The sequence below is a fragment of the Hahella sp. HN01 genome, assembly GCF_018986435.1.
In the GTDB taxonomy this organism is placed as follows: Bacteria; Pseudomonadota; Gammaproteobacteria; order Pseudomonadales; family Oleiphilaceae; genus Hahella.
In genome coordinates, this window is the sequence record NZ_JAHMIN010000006.1 from 178,655 (window position 1) to 194,099 (window position 15,445).

General features: G+C 50.3%; 21 protein-coding genes. 16 read left to right on the top strand and 5 right to left on the bottom strand.

Features of this window, described 5'->3' with window-relative positions; translation table 11 throughout:
* Positions 1 to 171 precede the first annotated feature (171 nt).
* From KP814_RS08185 to KP814_RS08255, 15 genes are all read left to right on the top strand, one after another.
* On the top strand, positions 172 to 885 hold the full coding sequence (locus tag KP814_RS08185) for a hypothetical protein (protein WP_216736310.1): 714 nt from the start codon (positions 172 to 174) through the stop codon (positions 883 to 885).
* 89 nt (positions 886 to 974) lie between these two features.
* Positions 975 to 1,433 (top strand): ATPase, encoded by a 459-nt coding sequence (locus KP814_RS08190; protein WP_216736311.1) that lies wholly within the window; start codon positions 975 to 977, stop codon positions 1,431 to 1,433.
* A 315-nt stretch (positions 1,434 to 1,748) separates the two neighbouring features.
* The gene (locus KP814_RS08195) at positions 1,749 to 2,093 is read left to right on the top strand and encodes a hypothetical protein (protein ID WP_216736312.1); all 345 of its coding nucleotides are present in this window, start codon (positions 1,749 to 1,751) and stop codon (positions 2,091 to 2,093) included.
* Complete coding sequence (locus KP814_RS08200) at positions 2,090 to 2,407, top strand: hypothetical protein (protein ID WP_216736313.1); 318 nt, start codon at positions 2,090 to 2,092, stop codon at positions 2,405 to 2,407. The genes KP814_RS08195 and KP814_RS08200 overlap by 4 nt, the downstream gene beginning before the upstream one ends.
* A 47-nt stretch (positions 2,408 to 2,454) precedes the next feature.
* Positions 2,455 to 3,015, top strand: coding sequence for a hypothetical protein (locus KP814_RS08205; protein ID WP_216736314.1), 561 nt, complete (start codon positions 2,455 to 2,457; stop codon positions 3,013 to 3,015).
* 72 nt (positions 3,016 to 3,087) lie between these two features.
* The gene (locus KP814_RS08210; protein WP_216736315.1) at positions 3,088 to 3,432 is read left to right on the top strand and encodes a hypothetical protein; all 345 of its coding nucleotides are present in this window, start codon (positions 3,088 to 3,090) and stop codon (positions 3,430 to 3,432) included.
* A 300-nt stretch (positions 3,433 to 3,732) separates the two neighbouring features.
* On the top strand, positions 3,733 to 4,215 hold the full coding sequence (locus tag KP814_RS08215; protein ID WP_127970415.1) for a hypothetical protein: 483 nt from the start codon (positions 3,733 to 3,735) through the stop codon (positions 4,213 to 4,215).
* A gap of 373 nt (positions 4,216 to 4,588) precedes the next feature.
* A complete protein-coding gene (locus KP814_RS32765) occupies positions 4,589 to 6,202 on the top strand; it encodes a hypothetical protein (RefSeq protein ID WP_253938246.1) in 1,614 nt (537 codons plus the stop codon).
* Positions 6,168 to 6,911, top strand: coding sequence for a hypothetical protein (locus KP814_RS08225; protein WP_216736316.1), 744 nt, complete (start codon positions 6,168 to 6,170; stop codon positions 6,909 to 6,911). Before KP814_RS32765 ends, KP814_RS08225 begins: the two co-directional genes overlap by 35 nt.
* A 533-nt stretch (positions 6,912 to 7,444) precedes the next feature.
* On the top strand, positions 7,445 to 7,816 hold the full coding sequence (locus KP814_RS08230; protein ID WP_216736317.1) for a hypothetical protein: 372 nt from the start codon (positions 7,445 to 7,447) through the stop codon (positions 7,814 to 7,816).
* 26 nt (positions 7,817 to 7,842) lie between these two features.
* Positions 7,843 to 8,109: a hypothetical protein gene (locus KP814_RS08235; protein WP_216736318.1), complete on the top strand. Its 267-nt coding sequence runs from the start codon at positions 7,843 to 7,845 to the stop codon at positions 8,107 to 8,109.
* A 1-nt stretch (position 8,110) separates the two neighbouring features.
* Positions 8,111 to 8,506, top strand: a complete 396-nt coding sequence (locus tag KP814_RS08240; protein ID WP_216736319.1) for a hypothetical protein — start codon at positions 8,111 to 8,113, stop codon at positions 8,504 to 8,506.
* Between the two features lie 51 nt (positions 8,507 to 8,557).
* Positions 8,558 to 8,953 carry a hypothetical protein gene (locus KP814_RS08245; protein WP_216736320.1) on the top strand — a complete coding sequence of 132 codons (396 nt, stop codon included), beginning with the start codon at positions 8,558 to 8,560 and terminating at the stop codon, positions 8,951 to 8,953.
* 49 nt (positions 8,954 to 9,002) lie between these two features.
* A complete protein-coding gene (locus KP814_RS08250) occupies positions 9,003 to 9,626 on the top strand; it encodes a hypothetical protein (RefSeq protein ID WP_216736321.1) in 624 nt (207 codons plus the stop codon).
* A 91-nt stretch (positions 9,627 to 9,717) separates the two neighbouring features.
* Entirely contained in the window at positions 9,718 to 10,200 is a 483-nt protein-coding gene (locus KP814_RS08255) for a GNAT family N-acetyltransferase (protein WP_216736322.1), read from the top strand.
* Between the two features lie 134 nt (positions 10,201 to 10,334).
* On the opposite strand, the gene KP814_RS08260 is transcribed toward KP814_RS08255, so the two are convergent.
* Positions 10,335 to 10,883: a hypothetical protein gene (locus KP814_RS08260; RefSeq protein WP_216736323.1), complete on the bottom strand. Its 549-nt coding sequence runs from the start codon at positions 10,881 to 10,883 to the stop codon at positions 10,335 to 10,337.
* A gap of 241 nt (positions 10,884 to 11,124) precedes the next feature.
* Between KP814_RS08260 and KP814_RS08265 the strand changes: the two genes are divergently transcribed.
* Positions 11,125 to 11,877: a sialate O-acetylesterase gene (locus KP814_RS08265; protein WP_216736324.1), complete on the top strand. Its 753-nt coding sequence runs from the start codon at positions 11,125 to 11,127 to the stop codon at positions 11,875 to 11,877.
* 32 nt (positions 11,878 to 11,909) lie between these two features.
* On the opposite strand, the gene gntR is transcribed toward KP814_RS08265, so the two are convergent.
* The 4 genes from gntR to KP814_RS08285 are packed head-to-tail and all read right to left on the bottom strand — an operon-like array spanning position 11,910 to position 15,439.
* The gene (gene gntR, locus KP814_RS08270; protein WP_216736325.1) at positions 11,910 to 12,905 is read right to left on the bottom strand and encodes a gluconate operon transcriptional repressor GntR; all 996 of its coding nucleotides are present in this window, start codon (positions 12,903 to 12,905) and stop codon (positions 11,910 to 11,912) included.
* An 11-nt stretch (positions 12,906 to 12,916) separates the two neighbouring features.
* A complete protein-coding gene (locus KP814_RS08275; RefSeq protein ID WP_216736326.1) occupies positions 12,917 to 13,507 on the bottom strand; it encodes a gluconokinase in 591 nt (196 codons plus the stop codon).
* 20 nt (positions 13,508 to 13,527) lie between these two features.
* Positions 13,528 to 14,862 carry a TRAP transporter large permease subunit gene (locus KP814_RS08280; protein ID WP_216736327.1) on the bottom strand — a complete coding sequence of 445 codons (1,335 nt, stop codon included), beginning with the start codon at positions 14,860 to 14,862 and terminating at the stop codon, positions 13,528 to 13,530.
* Positions 14,855 to 15,439 (bottom strand): TRAP transporter small permease subunit, encoded by a 585-nt coding sequence (locus tag KP814_RS08285; protein ID WP_216736328.1) that lies wholly within the window; start codon positions 15,437 to 15,439, stop codon positions 14,855 to 14,857. The genes KP814_RS08280 and KP814_RS08285 overlap by 8 nt, the downstream gene beginning before the upstream one ends.
* Positions 15,440 to 15,445: the final 6 nt, after the last annotated feature.

Genomic DNA, 15,445 nt, shown 5'->3' on the forward strand with positions numbered 1-15,445 from the left:
CGCGTCGTTTTCGTTTTGCGGCTTAAATTGCTTACGCTCTTGAAATGATTCGCCCGATCCAGGTGAAAGCGTGCTATTTTGGAGGAATCAGGGCTTCCTAAGAGTCCATAAACTAAATGGACGCGAATTATGAAGTACTTTTCGATCTGGCGTAGCGTGGCAAGCAGCCTAATGTTGTTACTCTGCATTGTCGGCGGCGCCAATGCTAAAGAAGGGCATCCCGCCAACTCTCATCCTCTCCCATATGGCGACAACTGGGAATGCGATCGCGGCTATCGCCAGAAGAATAAATCCTGTATCGCCGTCGAAGTTCCTGCACATGCTTACTTGAGTGCTTACGGCCGTTCCTGGGACTGCGACAGAGGGTTTCGCAAGGAAAGCGAAAGCTGCGTGGCGATTACTGTTCCAACCAATGGCTATTTGGACAAAAGCGCCTTTCAGGGATGGCGCTGTGAGATCGGTTTTAGAAAGCAGGACGATCAGTGTGCGGCTGTGCTCGTGCCGACGAATGCGTACCCCACCTATGAGACCCATGGCAGAGGCTGGAAATGTGAACGCGGCTTCAGGGAAGTTGATAACGCTTGTCTGGCGGTAAAGGTTCCTGCCAATGGCCATCCTGTCTATGAACTGTATGGAAATGGCTGGGCCTGCCTGCGGGGATTCAAGGAGGACGGTGATAGCTGTGTGGCGGTAAATATGCCCGCAAACGCTTTTCTGACGGAGAAAGGCGACGGTTGGGAATGCGCTCGCGGCTTTAAGGCGGATAGAGACGCATGTGACCCCATTAAACTTCCCCAGCATGCCCATCTTGATAATTCCGGCAACGGTTGGGAGTGCAACAGCGGCTATCGTGAGAAAAGCGGTCGTTGCGATCAAAGCTGGTGATTTGAGTTTTTTATGACCGGAGACATTGAGATTTCTCTATTGGGTATTAGATTAATAATCTAAGAGAAATAGTCTGATAGGAGCTCTGAATGCATGCCGAGACATTAAGAAACGTTCTGCACTGGACCAAGGAATTTCATCAACAGCTTTCAAAATCCCTTTTGCAGTCAGCAGGGCTCCATGAGAACGAAGGGTCCCGTTTGCTGCTGGATTATCTGGCTCGGCACGAAACGCTGCTCTCCAACGTCATCGACGGTTTTGAACATACCGGCGAGTTAAAGGCGCTCAATACCTGGTGCTACGAATACCTGGAGATGCATCCTACGCACCCGCTGGCGGACGGAGAGATTCATTATGAGTCGCTGAACTCCCAGCAGATTATTGAAACCGTCATGGAGAAACATCAGCACATTATCGAGCTGTATCGCTATCTGCACGCCAAAGCGGCGACGCCTTCCACGCAGGAGCTTCTGGAGAACCTGATGAAGCTGGAAGAGCACGAGGCGATGTTGATGTCGCAAAACGGCAATCGCTTGGACGAAATGTAATAAGCGTAATGAATGTGATGTAAACAAAGAGCGGCGCATTTTGGCGCTAGCGCAAGCAGCGCCGCTCTCCCTCCGACTTTTCTCCTTCCACTGAAGACTCCCTTCACCTGAAGACTTCTGAGACACCATTTCCAGGTGTGCGACAGTACGCTAAGAGAGCGGCCTAAGCGTTAGTTTAGCCCTAATGTCCCCGGTGACAGGTCTGGGGGCGACGCCGTAGACTGAACAAAAAGAAGTCAATGATAAAGGCTGTACATCGATTTCCTTGAGCTTTCGCCGCTTGCCTCAAAACATCGGACAAGGAGTGAAGGAATTATGCGATATACAGGCTTGGTACTGGCGTTGATGGTCTCTACCGTCGCATGGTCGACGGAACCTTCCAAAGTGGAGGCCAATCGCGCTTATTCATTGTCCGCGCCCGCCAATCTACGTGATTCACCGCCCAGCACTTTTCTCTACATCCTCGGAGACAAAAAAGGCTCCGTAGCGAAAGACGACAGCGTCGTTGTAAAAGAAGTCAAAAAGATCAATACCCTGACGGGGACTCAGTATTGGATCAACGTTGAGCAGGCCCAGCCCGGAACTGCCAGCGACAGGAGCGGCTGGGTTTATATCGGAAAGGATGGCGGCGAATCCATTTTGATGGAGGAACGGCAATGAACGAATTTACCCCTTTTATCACCCAGATTTTCTTTCTGGGCCTCATTCCTTTCGCCGCCTATTTTCTCGGCGTGTATATCCGCAAAACCGTTTTTCCATCCCCGCAAAGTCCGGTTATGAAACACCAGTTTCTAGTGGCGATTCCTTTGAGCGTCATGGTGATCGCCCCGTTGATCGCGACCCTGGGGCAGGCCATCAGCGACGCGGAAAGTATGTCCGCTTATCTGATCACCATCGGCGTGATCATCGAGCACGGCCTGTTCATGAACGAAGCCGTCTGTGAACGCTTCAAGGCCAAACTGCAACCTGCATAAGACGGCGCGCAAAACCTGCAAAAAGATCCAAAGAAAAGGAGACAACAATGAATAAGGCATTGGCGACCTTCGTTTTGGCGCTGTTTTTAAGCGCTTGCTCAGGTGTCACCCTGGTCAGTGATTATGACGAGGTTATCGATAAGGGCAGTATGGAGTTTTCCGAGCAGTTAAATACCCATGTGAAGAACATGGCGGATCTGGCGGGCACGCCGGAAGGAACCTATGAGAAGAACAGACCCGCTTATAACGCGCTGGAATCCAAGCTGGATGCAATGATCGCCCGCGCCTCCGCCGCCTCGGAAGGCAAAGCCTGCAAGCTGGAGAAAAAGCTCTATAAGCGGGTGACCACTATGATGAACGAGAAGATTCCCACAGAAATCGCACAGAGTGGTATGGAAGCAGACGGCAATGCGGACGGCTGTAATGAAAAGCTGTTGTCGTTAGTGAAAGACCAACTGCAGTCCATTGAGAAGATTCATCGCGAAAGCGATAAGTGCGGCCCCAAAAAGCTATCCTGCCTGAGACCCGCCACCTCCAAATCAGCGATGGCTATCGCCAATCAGTCGATTAACGCTGTATCCGTCGTCGAAAACGCGAAGAAGAACTAGCACTTTAAATAACCAGAACTTTGAAGAACCAAGCCTTGGAAGAGCTAACTCTTGATAGAAAAGGAGACTGCTATGGAGATCAATGCGAACGATATCTACGAAAAAATCATCCAGGCGGCGGAAGCCTCATTCAAAGAAGGCTGGCTGGCCGTAAAGTCATACGCCCCCGCTGAGTTCAAGAAAATGTCCGTACAACTGGCGGACGTGGCGCAGAACGTGGCGCTGTATCAGATCGACAAAAACCAGGGCTACTCGCCGAAAACCGGCAAGATACTGGTCAGGATGCAAAAGACCTCCTGCGAATCAGTGCTGGTCGCCATTACCCAACTCACCCTGATCACAGTGCAAAAAGCGCTGAACGCCATCCTGAAAGTGCTGAAGGAAGCTTTTGGCGGTGTGTTGGCGGCGGTGGTGTAACCTGGCTGTTTTATAATTCACTCTTTTTGCGCGTCAATACAGTGGTTCCATGACGCGCAGCACTTTCCTCCAAAAAACAGATAAAAAGTCACAAAATCGTCGTCCAGTATTTAACTGCCCGCCAAACCGCCCATCCGTACACTCGTAATACATCCTGAAAGAGACCACCGCCGCAGGTTGGGATTTGCGTTAGCAGGCGCGGCGTCGGCTCTGTGAGATGGAACTCGGCGGGACGGCATGACGACATTTTTCTGCGCGCTCGCCGAATAATATCGACCTCCATGGATATAGGGGTTCTTTATGAAAACAACACTCATTTCTCTCGCCATGGGCGCGGCGATCACCGTTGCTTCGTCCGCCAGTTATGCAGACGTGGAAGGCTCCACCTCCTATCTGAATCATGTAATCACCGCAAACGGGGCGGCGCACTACTTGCCGATAAACCTGTCGTTTTATGCGAGCACAACCGGCACAAGAGCGATTTTCTTCAATGGCGAATGCGCGGTGCAGTCCAACGACAACTTCACCTGGTATGACGTCAATATCGAAGTCACCAGCCCCAGTGGCGTAGTGACCATTATCGCGCCCTCCAACAGCGACAACGCCTTCTGCACCGGCAAAGGCAATGGCGTGCTCGGCAACTGGTCCAGCAACGAAACCCACGGAACCTACTACGCCTCCGCAGTAGGCTGGTACCGCGTGCGCGTGCAGGGACAACTGATCGGATACGGCGCAGGAGAGAGCGTCGATATGGACGACATGTCTTTGATCGTGATGGATTGATCAAGGCGGTTGTACAGAAGCGCTGAGCAACGCCGACCTGCCTAAATAAGTTCGCCGCCCACGCTGGTTGTAGTGTGTGGGCGGCTGCTTCCTGTCTTCAGACTTCTTCCTGCGCATATCACTCGGTCGTTCTCCTCGTTAGGTCGCTCTATGCAAAAGAGAGATCTGGGGCCAGTGATACGAGCTAAGTACGACTTATTCATGCCTCCCAAGCCTACTTGTAATCCCAATGTCCTAGAGGGTGCGGACGATTCAGAGTGATCCCCTATAAAAGTAAAATATTCTTGCATTGTAATAGATTGTATCTTGTCGCGATTGTCCTGCTATATCGCTGCTATGACTGGATATTTTGCATAACTAGGGATGTTTCTTCATGTATTCTACTCGCCGGTACGAGTTCAAACATTGGACAGATTTAACCATTGTTGACTTGTCTTTTGTTGAGTCCCCATTCTTCGCCGCCAGCTACGCTGAACGCTGTTTGAACAATGAGATGAAGGTCAGCGAAGTTGTCGGTAACCTCTCAGGCCCCCATTTTCGCTCTGCTTTCGGCGCCTTTCCCGGGAGAGGGACGCCGTACTTTCAGAAATGGAAAGAAGATTTCGTCAGGCTGGTTGAGCGTGGCGACATTCTTCTGGTGTTTAAAGACGGTAAAAAACCATTTAGCCCGATCGCAAGCGAAGAAGACGAAGGCGTCTTCCCTACAAACTCAGATCCCGTATTAGCGGAAAGACTGATAGCGCGGGCGAATCCTGCACCTCCGCCGCCGCCGATGTTAAACGGACTACTAAAAGACATTCCCTCATTGAATGGTAACTTGTGGTGGGAAAGTGTCCCTGCAGAGCGCCGCAATTACCTCCCCCCGCCATCCAAAAGATCTGAAACGCCTGAGATCGCTCAAGCAGAACCTGATGAGGCGACAGGTCTGACCGAGGATGAGCGTGAGGAGGTCTACAGGGAATTCTGGGAGGCCAAAAAACAAGGAGACGCCTCCGCTATTCTGGCAATGGAAGAAAAGTTGGGGGATGAGTTTTACCACTCACTGGAAACTGGCGGGGGTGGTCCTTTCGGGAAGTACTATGCTATACCGAAGGAACGAGCGGAGCTGATGCTGGAGGGGCTACGCGTCATTGAACGGGGAAGCCCGGTTGACGATGTAAGAACATTCGATAACAAGATCAGAGACATCCGTAAGAATCTGATCAACGCCAGTTCAGACCCAATCGCCGCCAGACGCAGCATCGAAGTCAACTCACTGGATGGACTAAGCGAACGCGTAGCATTAGAAGACGTCGGCTCATTTGTCACCGAAATTCCGCCCAGATTGGGAGAGCTGGAAGAGATCTATGCTGGAGCTATCACCGCGGTGGTTGGACATCCGGCGCTTGGTGGAGCAAAGTTGGCGGTTTCACAAGAAGGCCTTCCGGTCAGTGCTGGCACTGATTCAGATATTGGCCTACCAAGAGACTTCTATAAGCGTTTGCCAAGAAATACAAAGTTGCCGTTAGCAAATCAGCTTGACAATAAAATTAATCCACAAATTTCTTGTGGGTCTACATGCGGCTCTTTAGCGCTAAATAAAAACGGTATAACTACAATTACCCCTGATGATCTAAGCAGGCTGCTTGCGCTTGACTTTACAGACAAAGGTGTCACCGCGAGAGATCTAGCGAAGGTTATGCGCCAGTCTAATGGTGATGCTTTTGTTGTACCTATCAGGCGACCGTCTGCTGCTGTAGACGCTTTGATAAAGCATACGTCACAGGGCAATCCTGCAATTGTTCGTGTTGAGACAAATAACGGCGGTCACTTTATAATTGTTGATGAAATTTTGATATTGAAAGATGGTCAACAACTCGTGGTTATCCGAAATCCTTCAGGTCCTAAAAAAGGAGGCGTGAGTCCAAATCAGTCATATGCTTTAGAGAGGTCGGATTTTGAGGATATTTACGGTGGAAGCTTTATTACAACAAAGCCGAGGGATTAAAAATATTATGAATTTAGGCGAAGTTATAAATGAACTTGATGTTTTAGAAAATAAAAAATTAACCGTATCAGGAATAATTTTTGCAAATAGAAAATCAATTTTTTTATGTGATTCAGAAAGTTTTTCGACAGCAAACAAAGTTGCACTAACCACTGTTAATGTCTACGAAGTTTTGTCTGAATACATTGAGCCCAGAACTGGCGGCGAATGGGAGTATGTCGATCATTGTGAAGTCAGCGGAACCCTTCTGATATGTGATGGGAAAGCGACGTTATCTGACATAAAACACATGACGCTGAAAACAAAGTGGATTAGCTATGATCTCTACTTTGATGGTCGCGAGAGAGATCTGAAAGCTGATGTGTCAGAGGTGATGCGACGATTAGTGGTTGAAAAAGAAGGAAAAACATGGATAAGCGGCTATCTTATTGACGTAAAGGAGGGTGTTTATCTGTCAGATAGTATCGACGCCAATATTAGTGATGCTGACGTTATTAAAATCGTTCAACCTGATATTCACGAGGTGGTTGAGAATAACTTTAACCCGACGGTTGACTGGCCCGAAATTCGTGAGAAGGTGATGGTTCTGGCGGAGCTTGCTGAAAAAGATGGATCTGTTGAAGTAACTAATATTGAACGCTTTAAGGTTGATTACGGGGCGTTGGTCATATCCTTTGACGGGAAGGGCGAGTACACGTGGGGGGAGTAATTGTTGTCATCTTTTGAAGACGCATACCAGGAAATGCTCACTGAAGGCATTATCTCTGGGGCGAATATTGGTTGCTCAAGCTCTGAAATCGCTGCAATTGAACACAAGTACGGCTAACCTTGCCTCAGTCCTATAAAGAATTTCTGAGACGGTGTGGACGCTCCTGTGAAGCGCTTGACGATAATGAGTTCAATTATCAGTATGAGCATGTCAAAGACATGACGGAACTCCTGAAAAAGGTCGCCAGAGGTTACTTGTTGAAGGAGATGAACTGACTGATCCTTATCCTGACAGCATCTTTTTCATAATGGAACGGTATGGGGATGAGTTTAATTACATTATCGCCAATAGCGAGGCTGACTCTCCTGTGTACTATTACAATTACCCATTGGATACCTTCAAAAAAGTTTTTGACTCCGTAGGCGACTGGTTTAAGGCCCACGCAGCAGATATGAATAGCTTTAAAGAGCAAGGTTTGTAGCCTCTGCGTTGATGGCTGGCCGAATGCTGTGGTGAATAAGGGGGAGACGTGAATGAGTGTTCAGACGAAAGATAAGACGAGAATTCAGGGCGTGTTGGCGGTTCTGGGCGCCAGGACACTTCGGCCCTTTTTGATTGAGGGCGGCGATGATGTGATTGAGTATCTGGGGTCTACAATCGATGCGGAATTTGAAAAGCATATCTCAGCAGTCAAACAAAATTTTATTAGAATTGCCGACGATAAATTCATCCAGAAACTCGGAGATACAGTTTTTCCTCTCTGTGGGAACTGCTATTCATATATAAATAAAGCCGTCCTGGAAGGAAGCTATAGTTATGAAGAGGACGGTGAAAGAGTCTTTGGTAATATAGTTTATGCCCAAATCTTTAATGACCAAGGTGAAAACGTGGAGTTTCAGCCATAGGCTTTTAGTTGGCGGGAGTGGTTGATATGGCACTATCATTTTCTCATGATATTGACTTATACAATCAAGGGATATTGACTATTCATATACTGAAAACCTATGTCATCAGGCGGCTGGCGCTTGAAGGGAGCCAAGAAGACTATGATCGTGTTCCCTCTTGGTTAAGGGATGAAATAAATAGAGATATAAAGAAATTTCACGAGACTGGAGTGTGGATGATCGTCTCAAATGAGGGCGTTGAAAATTTTGAAGTGATTGCGAAGAGATTTTCGACTAAATTCGGGGATTGTTAGCATGGCTAACATTGATGAAGTTGTTATCAAACTGAAGGAAAAAGAAAAGTTCTGCGTCGAGTATTATCAGCCAGAATGGATGTTGGCTGATGCGGTAGTCGTTGAATTGAGTCAGTTTGATGTCTCGGAATACAATATTTTTGATATTTTCTCCAGAGACGTGATTGAGAATTACATCCTTGCCCCGGCTGAGCCATTTTTGAGTGTTAAAGAGGGTAGTGTTAAAGTTGAGAGCTTTATTAAAGTCAGTGGGGCGGAGCTTAAAAAAGTCGATCATTCAAGCTTGGCTCCCTTGTATCAAAAATTGATTCACGAGTGGGAGAAGGCAGGTTGGATAACGATCATTAAAGATGCGGATAGCAATAATTCTCTAACCATATGCATTAATGAAAAATAAGACGAATATACCTTTTATTTTAACTTTACTCGTAAATTAAGAAGAGTGATCATGCCAGATGGGATGTTTGATGAAATTGGTGGCCTTGATGATCCCGAGTGGATTCTCAAACACTGCCTTTATAAACTGTTCACTTCACCCAGAGCACTCGAAAAAGTCGACAGATTTATCAAAGAAGGCTATGTAGCAGGCGAACTGAACTGGTCAATCCAAAAATGGTCAGATGAAGTGGGTGAAGAGTTTGAAGTCGAGCCATACGAGGGCTTTATGGCTTTTTTAGGAGGCGATGAGCATGGCTATTACGAAAATGATGAGTACTCGATTTTTCATAACGATGAAGTGTTTTACTCCAGACTAGCATCCGCTTTGGACTGGTATGCATCAAAGCATCCTGAGAAAAGCGACGTTGTTGACAGACTTAAAGTCGCCATGGCGGTAGGGTTTTAAAAGGACATCTGATATTGGTGGATATGACGATATAATCGGATAAAGCAGAATGTCAGTCTTAGCTTCAGAAATTAAAACTAATAAACTCCGTTACATTGACACGTTTCAAACCGTCAAAGGGTGTTTTTCAGGGCCGCCATTTAGTCTGGATAACACTGTAAAACTTAATGTCGAGAGCTTTGAAGACTCTTTTTTCGAGTTCTTGTCTGTTTTGGTCGGTGGAAGATCTCTCCTCAACTATGATGTTAAGCTGCACGGTAAGGTTGCAGAGGATAGGGATGGCTTATATATAGACGAAGTTAGCTATATTAAATTCTGCGTGAGAATTGGAACTGCAGTTTTTATATATTCACCAGATAATATTCGCTCGCTTGAATCAGTTTTAACTGACTTTGAAAGTGATAGTGTGATTTGCGGTGATATAAGTCTGGATGGGGAAGATCTGTGCTTTCGTGCAGTAGATGAGGGTAAAGTGAGCTTTGATGAAAACCCTCGTCGTTTTCTGGAAAAATTCCTTAAACGTAGAGACTTTTTTGATAAGACAGTGACAGTCGTTGCGGATGTAGAGTCAGAGGAACATGATGGCGTGCGCCACATCACGGATATTCATAAAGCCAAAGCTGTTGTAGGAAATGCAGTGTTTGAATGGAGCGAAGAAGCTATTCATGCCTGATTCAGGGCAGGCAGGCTCCTCGGTCTATTTCTATAAGTAGCATGTTTTATTGGGATTTTTTGGTTGAGCCTCAAATTATAAAGGACTATCAATGATAAATATTCGACTCGCTTCAATGGATGATTTCGACGCTATGTGGAATATCTTCCAGTCAGTCATCGAAACTGGTGATACGCTTCCATTTGGCGAAAGCTTTGATCGGGAAGCATTTCATCAGAACTGGTTTGCTTCAAAACCGGCATATGTCGCAACAAATGAGGCGGGTGTTGTCGGGATGTATAGTATGGGGGCTAACTATCCTGACCTGGGATCTCATATTGCAAGCGCGACATATCTGGTGTGTCCAGATGCTCAAGGAAAGGGAGTGGGGCGTGCGTTAGTTCGCCATAGCCTTGAAAGAGCGCGTTTAGAAGGCTTCTCCGCCATGCAGTTTAACTATGTGGTCAGCACCAATGTCGCCGCGGTTGAGCTGTATAAGTCGTTAGGTTTTTTCATTGCAGGCACTCTGCCAAAAGCGTTCAAGCACAAGCGACTTGGGCTTGTCGATGCTTATGTCATGTATTGCTTCTTGTAAGCCGAGTGGAATGGACAAGCCCGTATCCTGTCTGGGGTTGTGATGCTCAGTTTAGTGAGGGGCTTTCTTCTGATGAGTGAAACAGTTTGGCAGAGGAGAGCGAACTCCCCTCGAAACCACAATTAGAACTCAACTCAAAATGACGCCGCGTCGTTCACTTGTATTTCCACTGACGCCAATACGTCGCGGAAGTGTTTGCAGCGTTCAAGTCGAAGGTTGTACACCACGCCTTCATCTGGGTAGTAGACTTTCCATTCGCCTTTTTCGATGGGAGTGAATGATACTTTGCTTCCTGATCTTCCCATGCTGACCGAGGTAGTAGACGCCAACACAGGCAGGCCGATGGCGTTGCCGACGTCGATGTAAAGTCCTTCGCGATTGGTATGCGCGCCGCGACAGCCGGCCAGGAAGACAAATCCGAATTTTGAAGGGGCTAACTTGCGCGTGGCCACCAGGTGATTAACGACTTCGGACCCGGTTTTGCGTTCGTTTGAGGTGGCTTTGAATCTGAGTTCATTGGCGTGGCCGAGTAGCACCAGAGGGAGCTTGCCGTCGCCGTTGCGTTCATTCAGGAGGGAGGAGCTTCGCCATGTCGTGCGATCCAGAGCGCCTTCAAGCGCTGAGAAGATATCGCCGATTTGACTGTCTCCGCTTGTTACCAAAACACCTAATCCGCTCGCCATCTTTCTTCTCCTTTTGACAGATGCATAGAGGGCTCGCTCTCTTAGCCAGAGCGCTGCGGGAGCAAGGCTGTGTAAGCAGAATATAAGGCGCTTTTGGAGGGGTAATGCCTTCATGCTGCGAGCTATATTTTTATCGCCCACCCGACAGGGATAGACGTTCCGTCAGGTACTTTAGGGAAGCCTGCTTGATATGAGCAAAGCAGCATAAAACGCTAATCAGTGATCAGGAGCGCCATAGAACATGAAACGTCTAAGTAGAATCATTGTTTCCATCATCCTTGTCCTTGCTTCAATACAAAGCGCGTTTGCGGCTGAGGCCATTGTGATCGTCGCATCAGGTCAATCCAACGCATTAGGGCGAATCAGCGAGGGGCCCTTTGTTTATAACGAAAATCTGTACGTCTATAACAACGACTGGAATCAGTTCGAAGTCGCAGACCTTCAACACAAAAGTTATCGGACCGTGCTGGGCGACAGCTTTGGCGGCGGCAAGGCCAACGTAGCGATCGCTTTCGCTAATAGGATACAGCATGAAAAGCGCGTTCCGGTTTACGTCGTTATTGAAGGGAAAGGCGGCGCGAGTATCGAGAATTGGGTGACCGGCGGTTATACAGCAAAAGTGAACAAAGTCGTTGATCAGGCGATTGCATCGGAGCCTGGGCTGAGTCGGGATAATGTCCAATACTTTGTGTGGTTGCAGGGCGAGGTGGATTTGCGCACTGGCATGGATGAAACCGAATACGCACAGGCGTTTTATCAAGTGGCGAACCAGATCAGCGCGCCCATGACCGTTACGGCGCCGATTTCACAAGGTTATATTGATAATAATGTGGGCCACGACAATCTGGGCGTACAGGACTTTTTCCACTCGCTCGGCAGACCTTATCGCGTCGCCAATGTTGATGGTTTAACGCTTGGCGATACTGCGCACTACGACGGTCGCTCCGTCTGGGAATTGGGTTATTTTCGGTTGTATGAAGCCTTGCCGCATTAGACTTAGTTGGCGTTGAAGGGGGGGCACACCCCTCAAATCGTCCCCCCGGGAGAAATCACGTAGCCCAAATCCATCACTGGTTCGAAGTCGGTTTGCCCCTCCAGACGGGCGAGGAGGGCCTCGGCGGCGAGGGCGCCCATTTCGTGACGAGGGGTGAGCACGCTGGCCAGTTGTGGAGTCATCACTTGACCGACGTCGTGGCCATGGAAGCCTGCGATGGCCATTTCCTGGGGGACTTTGATGCCGCGCCGCAAGCATTCGAAGTACGCGCCGATGGCCACGTCGTCATTGGTGCAGAAGATGGCGTCGGTTTCCGGCATTTCATCCAGAATGCGGGTCATCAAATGCGCCCCCACGCTGAAAGACGAACGCGCCGCATATTGCATGGTGCGCGGCTCCAGCCCCGCGTCGCGCATGGCCTGTTGATAGCCTTCCTGACGCTGAAGCGTTCGCGTGTCCAGTCGCACGGAGAGATACGCCGTGCAGCGATATCCCCGTTGAATCAACGTGCGGGTCATGTCGTAGGCGGCCTGCACGTTATCAAAGCCAATGGCCTGATCCAGCGCGGGACTGCGGGTGTCCATGATTTCCACTGTTGGCGTCCCGGCGGTTCTGATCATTTGCAGGGCGCGATCAGTATGGCGGCTCTCTGACATGATTAATCCATCCACGTTATAGGCGAGCAAATTGGCGAGGTTCTGTTCCTCCAGTTCCGGGCTATAGCCGTAATGAGTGAACATCAAGTGATAACCGCGACTTTCCGTGACCTGTTCAATTCCCCGGATCACATCGGAAAACACCTGATTGGTCAGGGACGGAATCAATACGCCAATGGCGTGGCTGCGTGATTTGGACAATATGTCCGGCGCCCGGTTGGGGATATAGCCCAGTTCCCGCACCGCCGTCTGGATTTTGTGTCGCAGGGGCTCGGAAACCAGCTCTGGCTGTCGCAGGCAACGACTTACCGTCATTTTGGTGGCGCCGACCTGGTCGGCGATGTCCTGTAGCGTCGGTCTTCTTTTTTTCACTGCGTTCCCTTTCAATCTGATGCGGGGCGACTGCGTGATGCGTCACAATAATCCAGCGCCTGTAAACACGCCGTTAAAACCTCTTCCGCTGACTGACGAATATCAATAACGATGGCTTCGTTCTCATGAGGTTCCTCCAGTGCGGCGAACTGGCTCAGCAGCATTTCCGGTCCCTTGAAATAATGGCCGCGACGCTGGGTCAGGCGCTGCAGGATCGTATCAAAATCCCCCTGTAAATAAACATACTGCAAACCGGGCGCGCCTGCGCGAAGAAGAGTGCGATACTCCGACTTCAAGGCGGAACAGGCTAACACCAGACTGGGCTTATGCCGGATCAGAGCGGACAGGTCCGCTAGCCATTGCGCCCGGTCGGCGTCAGTAAGAGGCTCGCCGCGGGACATTTTCTCCACATTGGCGGCGCAGTGAAAATCGTCTGCGTCGAAGAACGGCAGCGCTAAGCGGTGCGCCAGGGCGGCCCCGATGCGACTTTTGCCGCAACCGGAGACGCCCATCATGATAATTTTCAAACCGTTTTTTCTCTCTACTGAACAGGTTTCACGGGTTTTTGAGCCGGCGTCATTAGCCTCTAGGTTGGCTTCCATCGAGTTGGGTTTCCTTTCCATCAGGCCCACCATAACGCCAGTTGCGGGAAGGCGATAAGCAGCGCCAGGGCGATCAACTGCAATCCGATAAACGGCAGCAGGGAGATAAATATTTCACCAAGAGAGATGTCTTTCGGCGCTACGGATTTGAGATAAAACGCGGCGGGCCCAAAGGGCGGCGAAAGAAACGACACCTGCATATTCATGCAGAACACCACGCCGAACCAGATAGGGTTGTAGCCCAGCTCCACCACGATGGGCACGAAGATCGGCATGGTCAGCAGCGCCACGCCTACCCAGTCGAGAAACATGCCCAGCACCAGCAGGATGGCCATCATCAGCAGAATCGTGGTGAGACCGTCGCTGCCGCTGAAGGACAGAATGGTCTCGCGCACAAAATCGATGCCCCCCATCAGGTTATAGACTCCCACCAGGGCGGTGGCGCCAATGCCGATCCAGATGATCATGCCGCAACTGCGCAAGGTGGTGACGCAGCTTTGCTTCAGCATGGTTCTGTTCAGTTCGCCGCGAATCAACGCGCTGATGGCGATGCCGACCACGCCCAACGCGGACGCCTCGGTAATTGAAGCGACGCCGGTGTAAATACTGCCCAGCACCACGGCGACAGTGAGAATCGGAAATACCAGCGCTTTGGCCAGATTAGGCGTGGCCGCCTGCGGCTCAATATCAGGCGCGTTATCGGCGTTATCCGAAGGCAATGGCGCCCAATGAGGACGCATCCTGGCGGCGATGAGCACATAAGCGATATACAGCGCCGCCAGGATCAACGCCGGCGCGAAGGCGCCTTTGAACAGGTCGCCGATGGACACATTCGCGGTCAAACCATAAATGATCAGGACGATACTGGGTGGCAGCATGGTGCCCAGCGCGCCGCCAGCGCAGGTGACGCCGATGGCCAGACGACGGTGATAGCGCAGACGCAACATTTGCGGCAGCGCCAGCAGGCCCAGCAGGACGKTTTCACCGCCGATGACGCCGGACATGGAAGCAAGGATGACCGCCACTAACAGCGTCTGCACCGCCACGCCCCCGCGCACCTTGCGGCCAAGTCGATTCATGGCGTCGAACAGGTCCCGGGCGATGCCGGAGTGGTCGAGCAGGGCGGCCATTAACACGAACATGGGCACCGCCAGAAAAACGTAACTGCCGACAAAGCTATACATGCGGCTGCTGACCAGGGGCAGCGCCTGGGGGCCGAACCAGCCCAGGGCGAAGGTCAGCGCCACCAGCCCGGTGGCGAAGGCGAGTTGCATGCCGGTGAGCAGCAGAACGATCAACATAAACAGCATCAACAGACTGCCATAGGCGATGCCGATGGAAGATAAATCAAACATCCTCGGACGACTCCTTGGCGGACGGATTGTGAGTGGCGAACAGCCGTCTGATGTCGCGAATCAGGTGCAGGATCATTTGCACCGCCAGTATGCAGAACGCGACGAATATCAGACCTTTCAGGTAAGCAGGAAAATGCGGATTCCAGGCGGAGCCGGAGGACTCCAGACGCAGGTCGCCCCAGGGCGCGAACCAGGCTTTTTGCGCCATGAACCAGGAGCCGTAAATCATCATGCCGCAGAAACTCAGCCCCAGCAGATGATGCAGCAGTTTCAGCCAGGCGCGAACCTTGGGAGCGACGGCGTCATAGAGCACCACCACCCGCACATGCTGGTCATTGGCGAAGGCGTAAAGACCGCCGATGACGAACAGCGCCGCTCCGATAAAGGTGGCGGTTTCGTGCACCCAGATAGTGGGGGAATCGAACACATAGCGCATCCCCACTTCGTAAAAAGAAATCGCTACAACCAGGATGAACAGCAGACTGAGTTGGCGGCCCACCCAGTTGATGCAGCGGTCGAGCAGGTTGGCGGGAGCGGGAGTTTTCGCATCCTCCAGCTCTTGCATCAGATCGGACATGACAGA

What these genes read in the sequence shown, in the direction of transcription:
- KP814_RS08235 (WP_216736318.1), top strand. Translation starts at nt 7,843, where the DNA reads ATGGCACTATCATTTTCTCATGATATTGACTTATACAATCAAGGGATA.
- KP814_RS08260 (WP_216736323.1), bottom strand. Translation starts at nt 10,883, where the DNA reads ATGGCGAGCGGATTAGGTGTTTTGGTAACAAGCGGAGACAGTCAAATC.
- KP814_RS32765 (WP_253938246.1), top strand. Translation starts at nt 4,589, where the DNA reads ATGTATTCTACTCGCCGGTACGAGTTCAAACATTGGACAGATTTAACC.
- KP814_RS08210 (WP_216736315.1), top strand. Translation starts at nt 3,088, where the DNA reads ATGGAGATCAATGCGAACGATATCTACGAAAAAATCATCCAGGCGGCG.
- KP814_RS08200 (WP_216736313.1), top strand. Translation starts at nt 2,090, where the DNA reads ATGAACGAATTTACCCCTTTTATCACCCAGATTTTCTTTCTGGGCCTC.
- KP814_RS08240 (WP_216736319.1), top strand. Translation starts at nt 8,111, where the DNA reads ATGGCTAACATTGATGAAGTTGTTATCAAACTGAAGGAAAAAGAAAAG.
- KP814_RS08245 (WP_216736320.1), top strand. Translation starts at nt 8,558, where the DNA reads ATGCCAGATGGGATGTTTGATGAAATTGGTGGCCTTGATGATCCCGAG.
- KP814_RS08255 (WP_216736322.1), top strand. Translation starts at nt 9,718, where the DNA reads ATGATAAATATTCGACTCGCTTCAATGGATGATTTCGACGCTATGTGG.
- KP814_RS08275 (WP_216736326.1), bottom strand. Translation starts at nt 13,507, where the DNA reads ATGGAAGCCAACCTAGAGGCTAATGACGCCGGCTCAAAAACCCGTGAA.
- KP814_RS08250 (WP_216736321.1), top strand. Translation starts at nt 9,003, where the DNA reads ATGTCAGTCTTAGCTTCAGAAATTAAAACTAATAAACTCCGTTACATT.
- KP814_RS08205 (WP_216736314.1), top strand. Translation starts at nt 2,455, where the DNA reads ATGAATAAGGCATTGGCGACCTTCGTTTTGGCGCTGTTTTTAAGCGCT.
- KP814_RS08185 (WP_216736310.1), top strand. Translation starts at nt 172, where the DNA reads ATGTTGTTACTCTGCATTGTCGGCGGCGCCAATGCTAAAGAAGGGCAT.
- KP814_RS08285 (WP_216736328.1), bottom strand. Translation starts at nt 15,439, where the DNA reads ATGTCCGATCTGATGCAAGAGCTGGAGGATGCGAAAACTCCCGCTCCC.
- KP814_RS08195 (WP_216736312.1), top strand. Translation starts at nt 1,749, where the DNA reads ATGCGATATACAGGCTTGGTACTGGCGTTGATGGTCTCTACCGTCGCA.
- KP814_RS08215 (WP_127970415.1), top strand. Translation starts at nt 3,733, where the DNA reads ATGAAAACAACACTCATTTCTCTCGCCATGGGCGCGGCGATCACCGTT.
- KP814_RS08230 (WP_216736317.1), top strand. Translation starts at nt 7,445, where the DNA reads ATGAGTGTTCAGACGAAAGATAAGACGAGAATTCAGGGCGTGTTGGCG.
- KP814_RS08265 (WP_216736324.1), top strand. Translation starts at nt 11,125, where the DNA reads ATGAAACGTCTAAGTAGAATCATTGTTTCCATCATCCTTGTCCTTGCT.
- KP814_RS08190 (WP_216736311.1), top strand. Translation starts at nt 975, where the DNA reads ATGCATGCCGAGACATTAAGAAACGTTCTGCACTGGACCAAGGAATTT.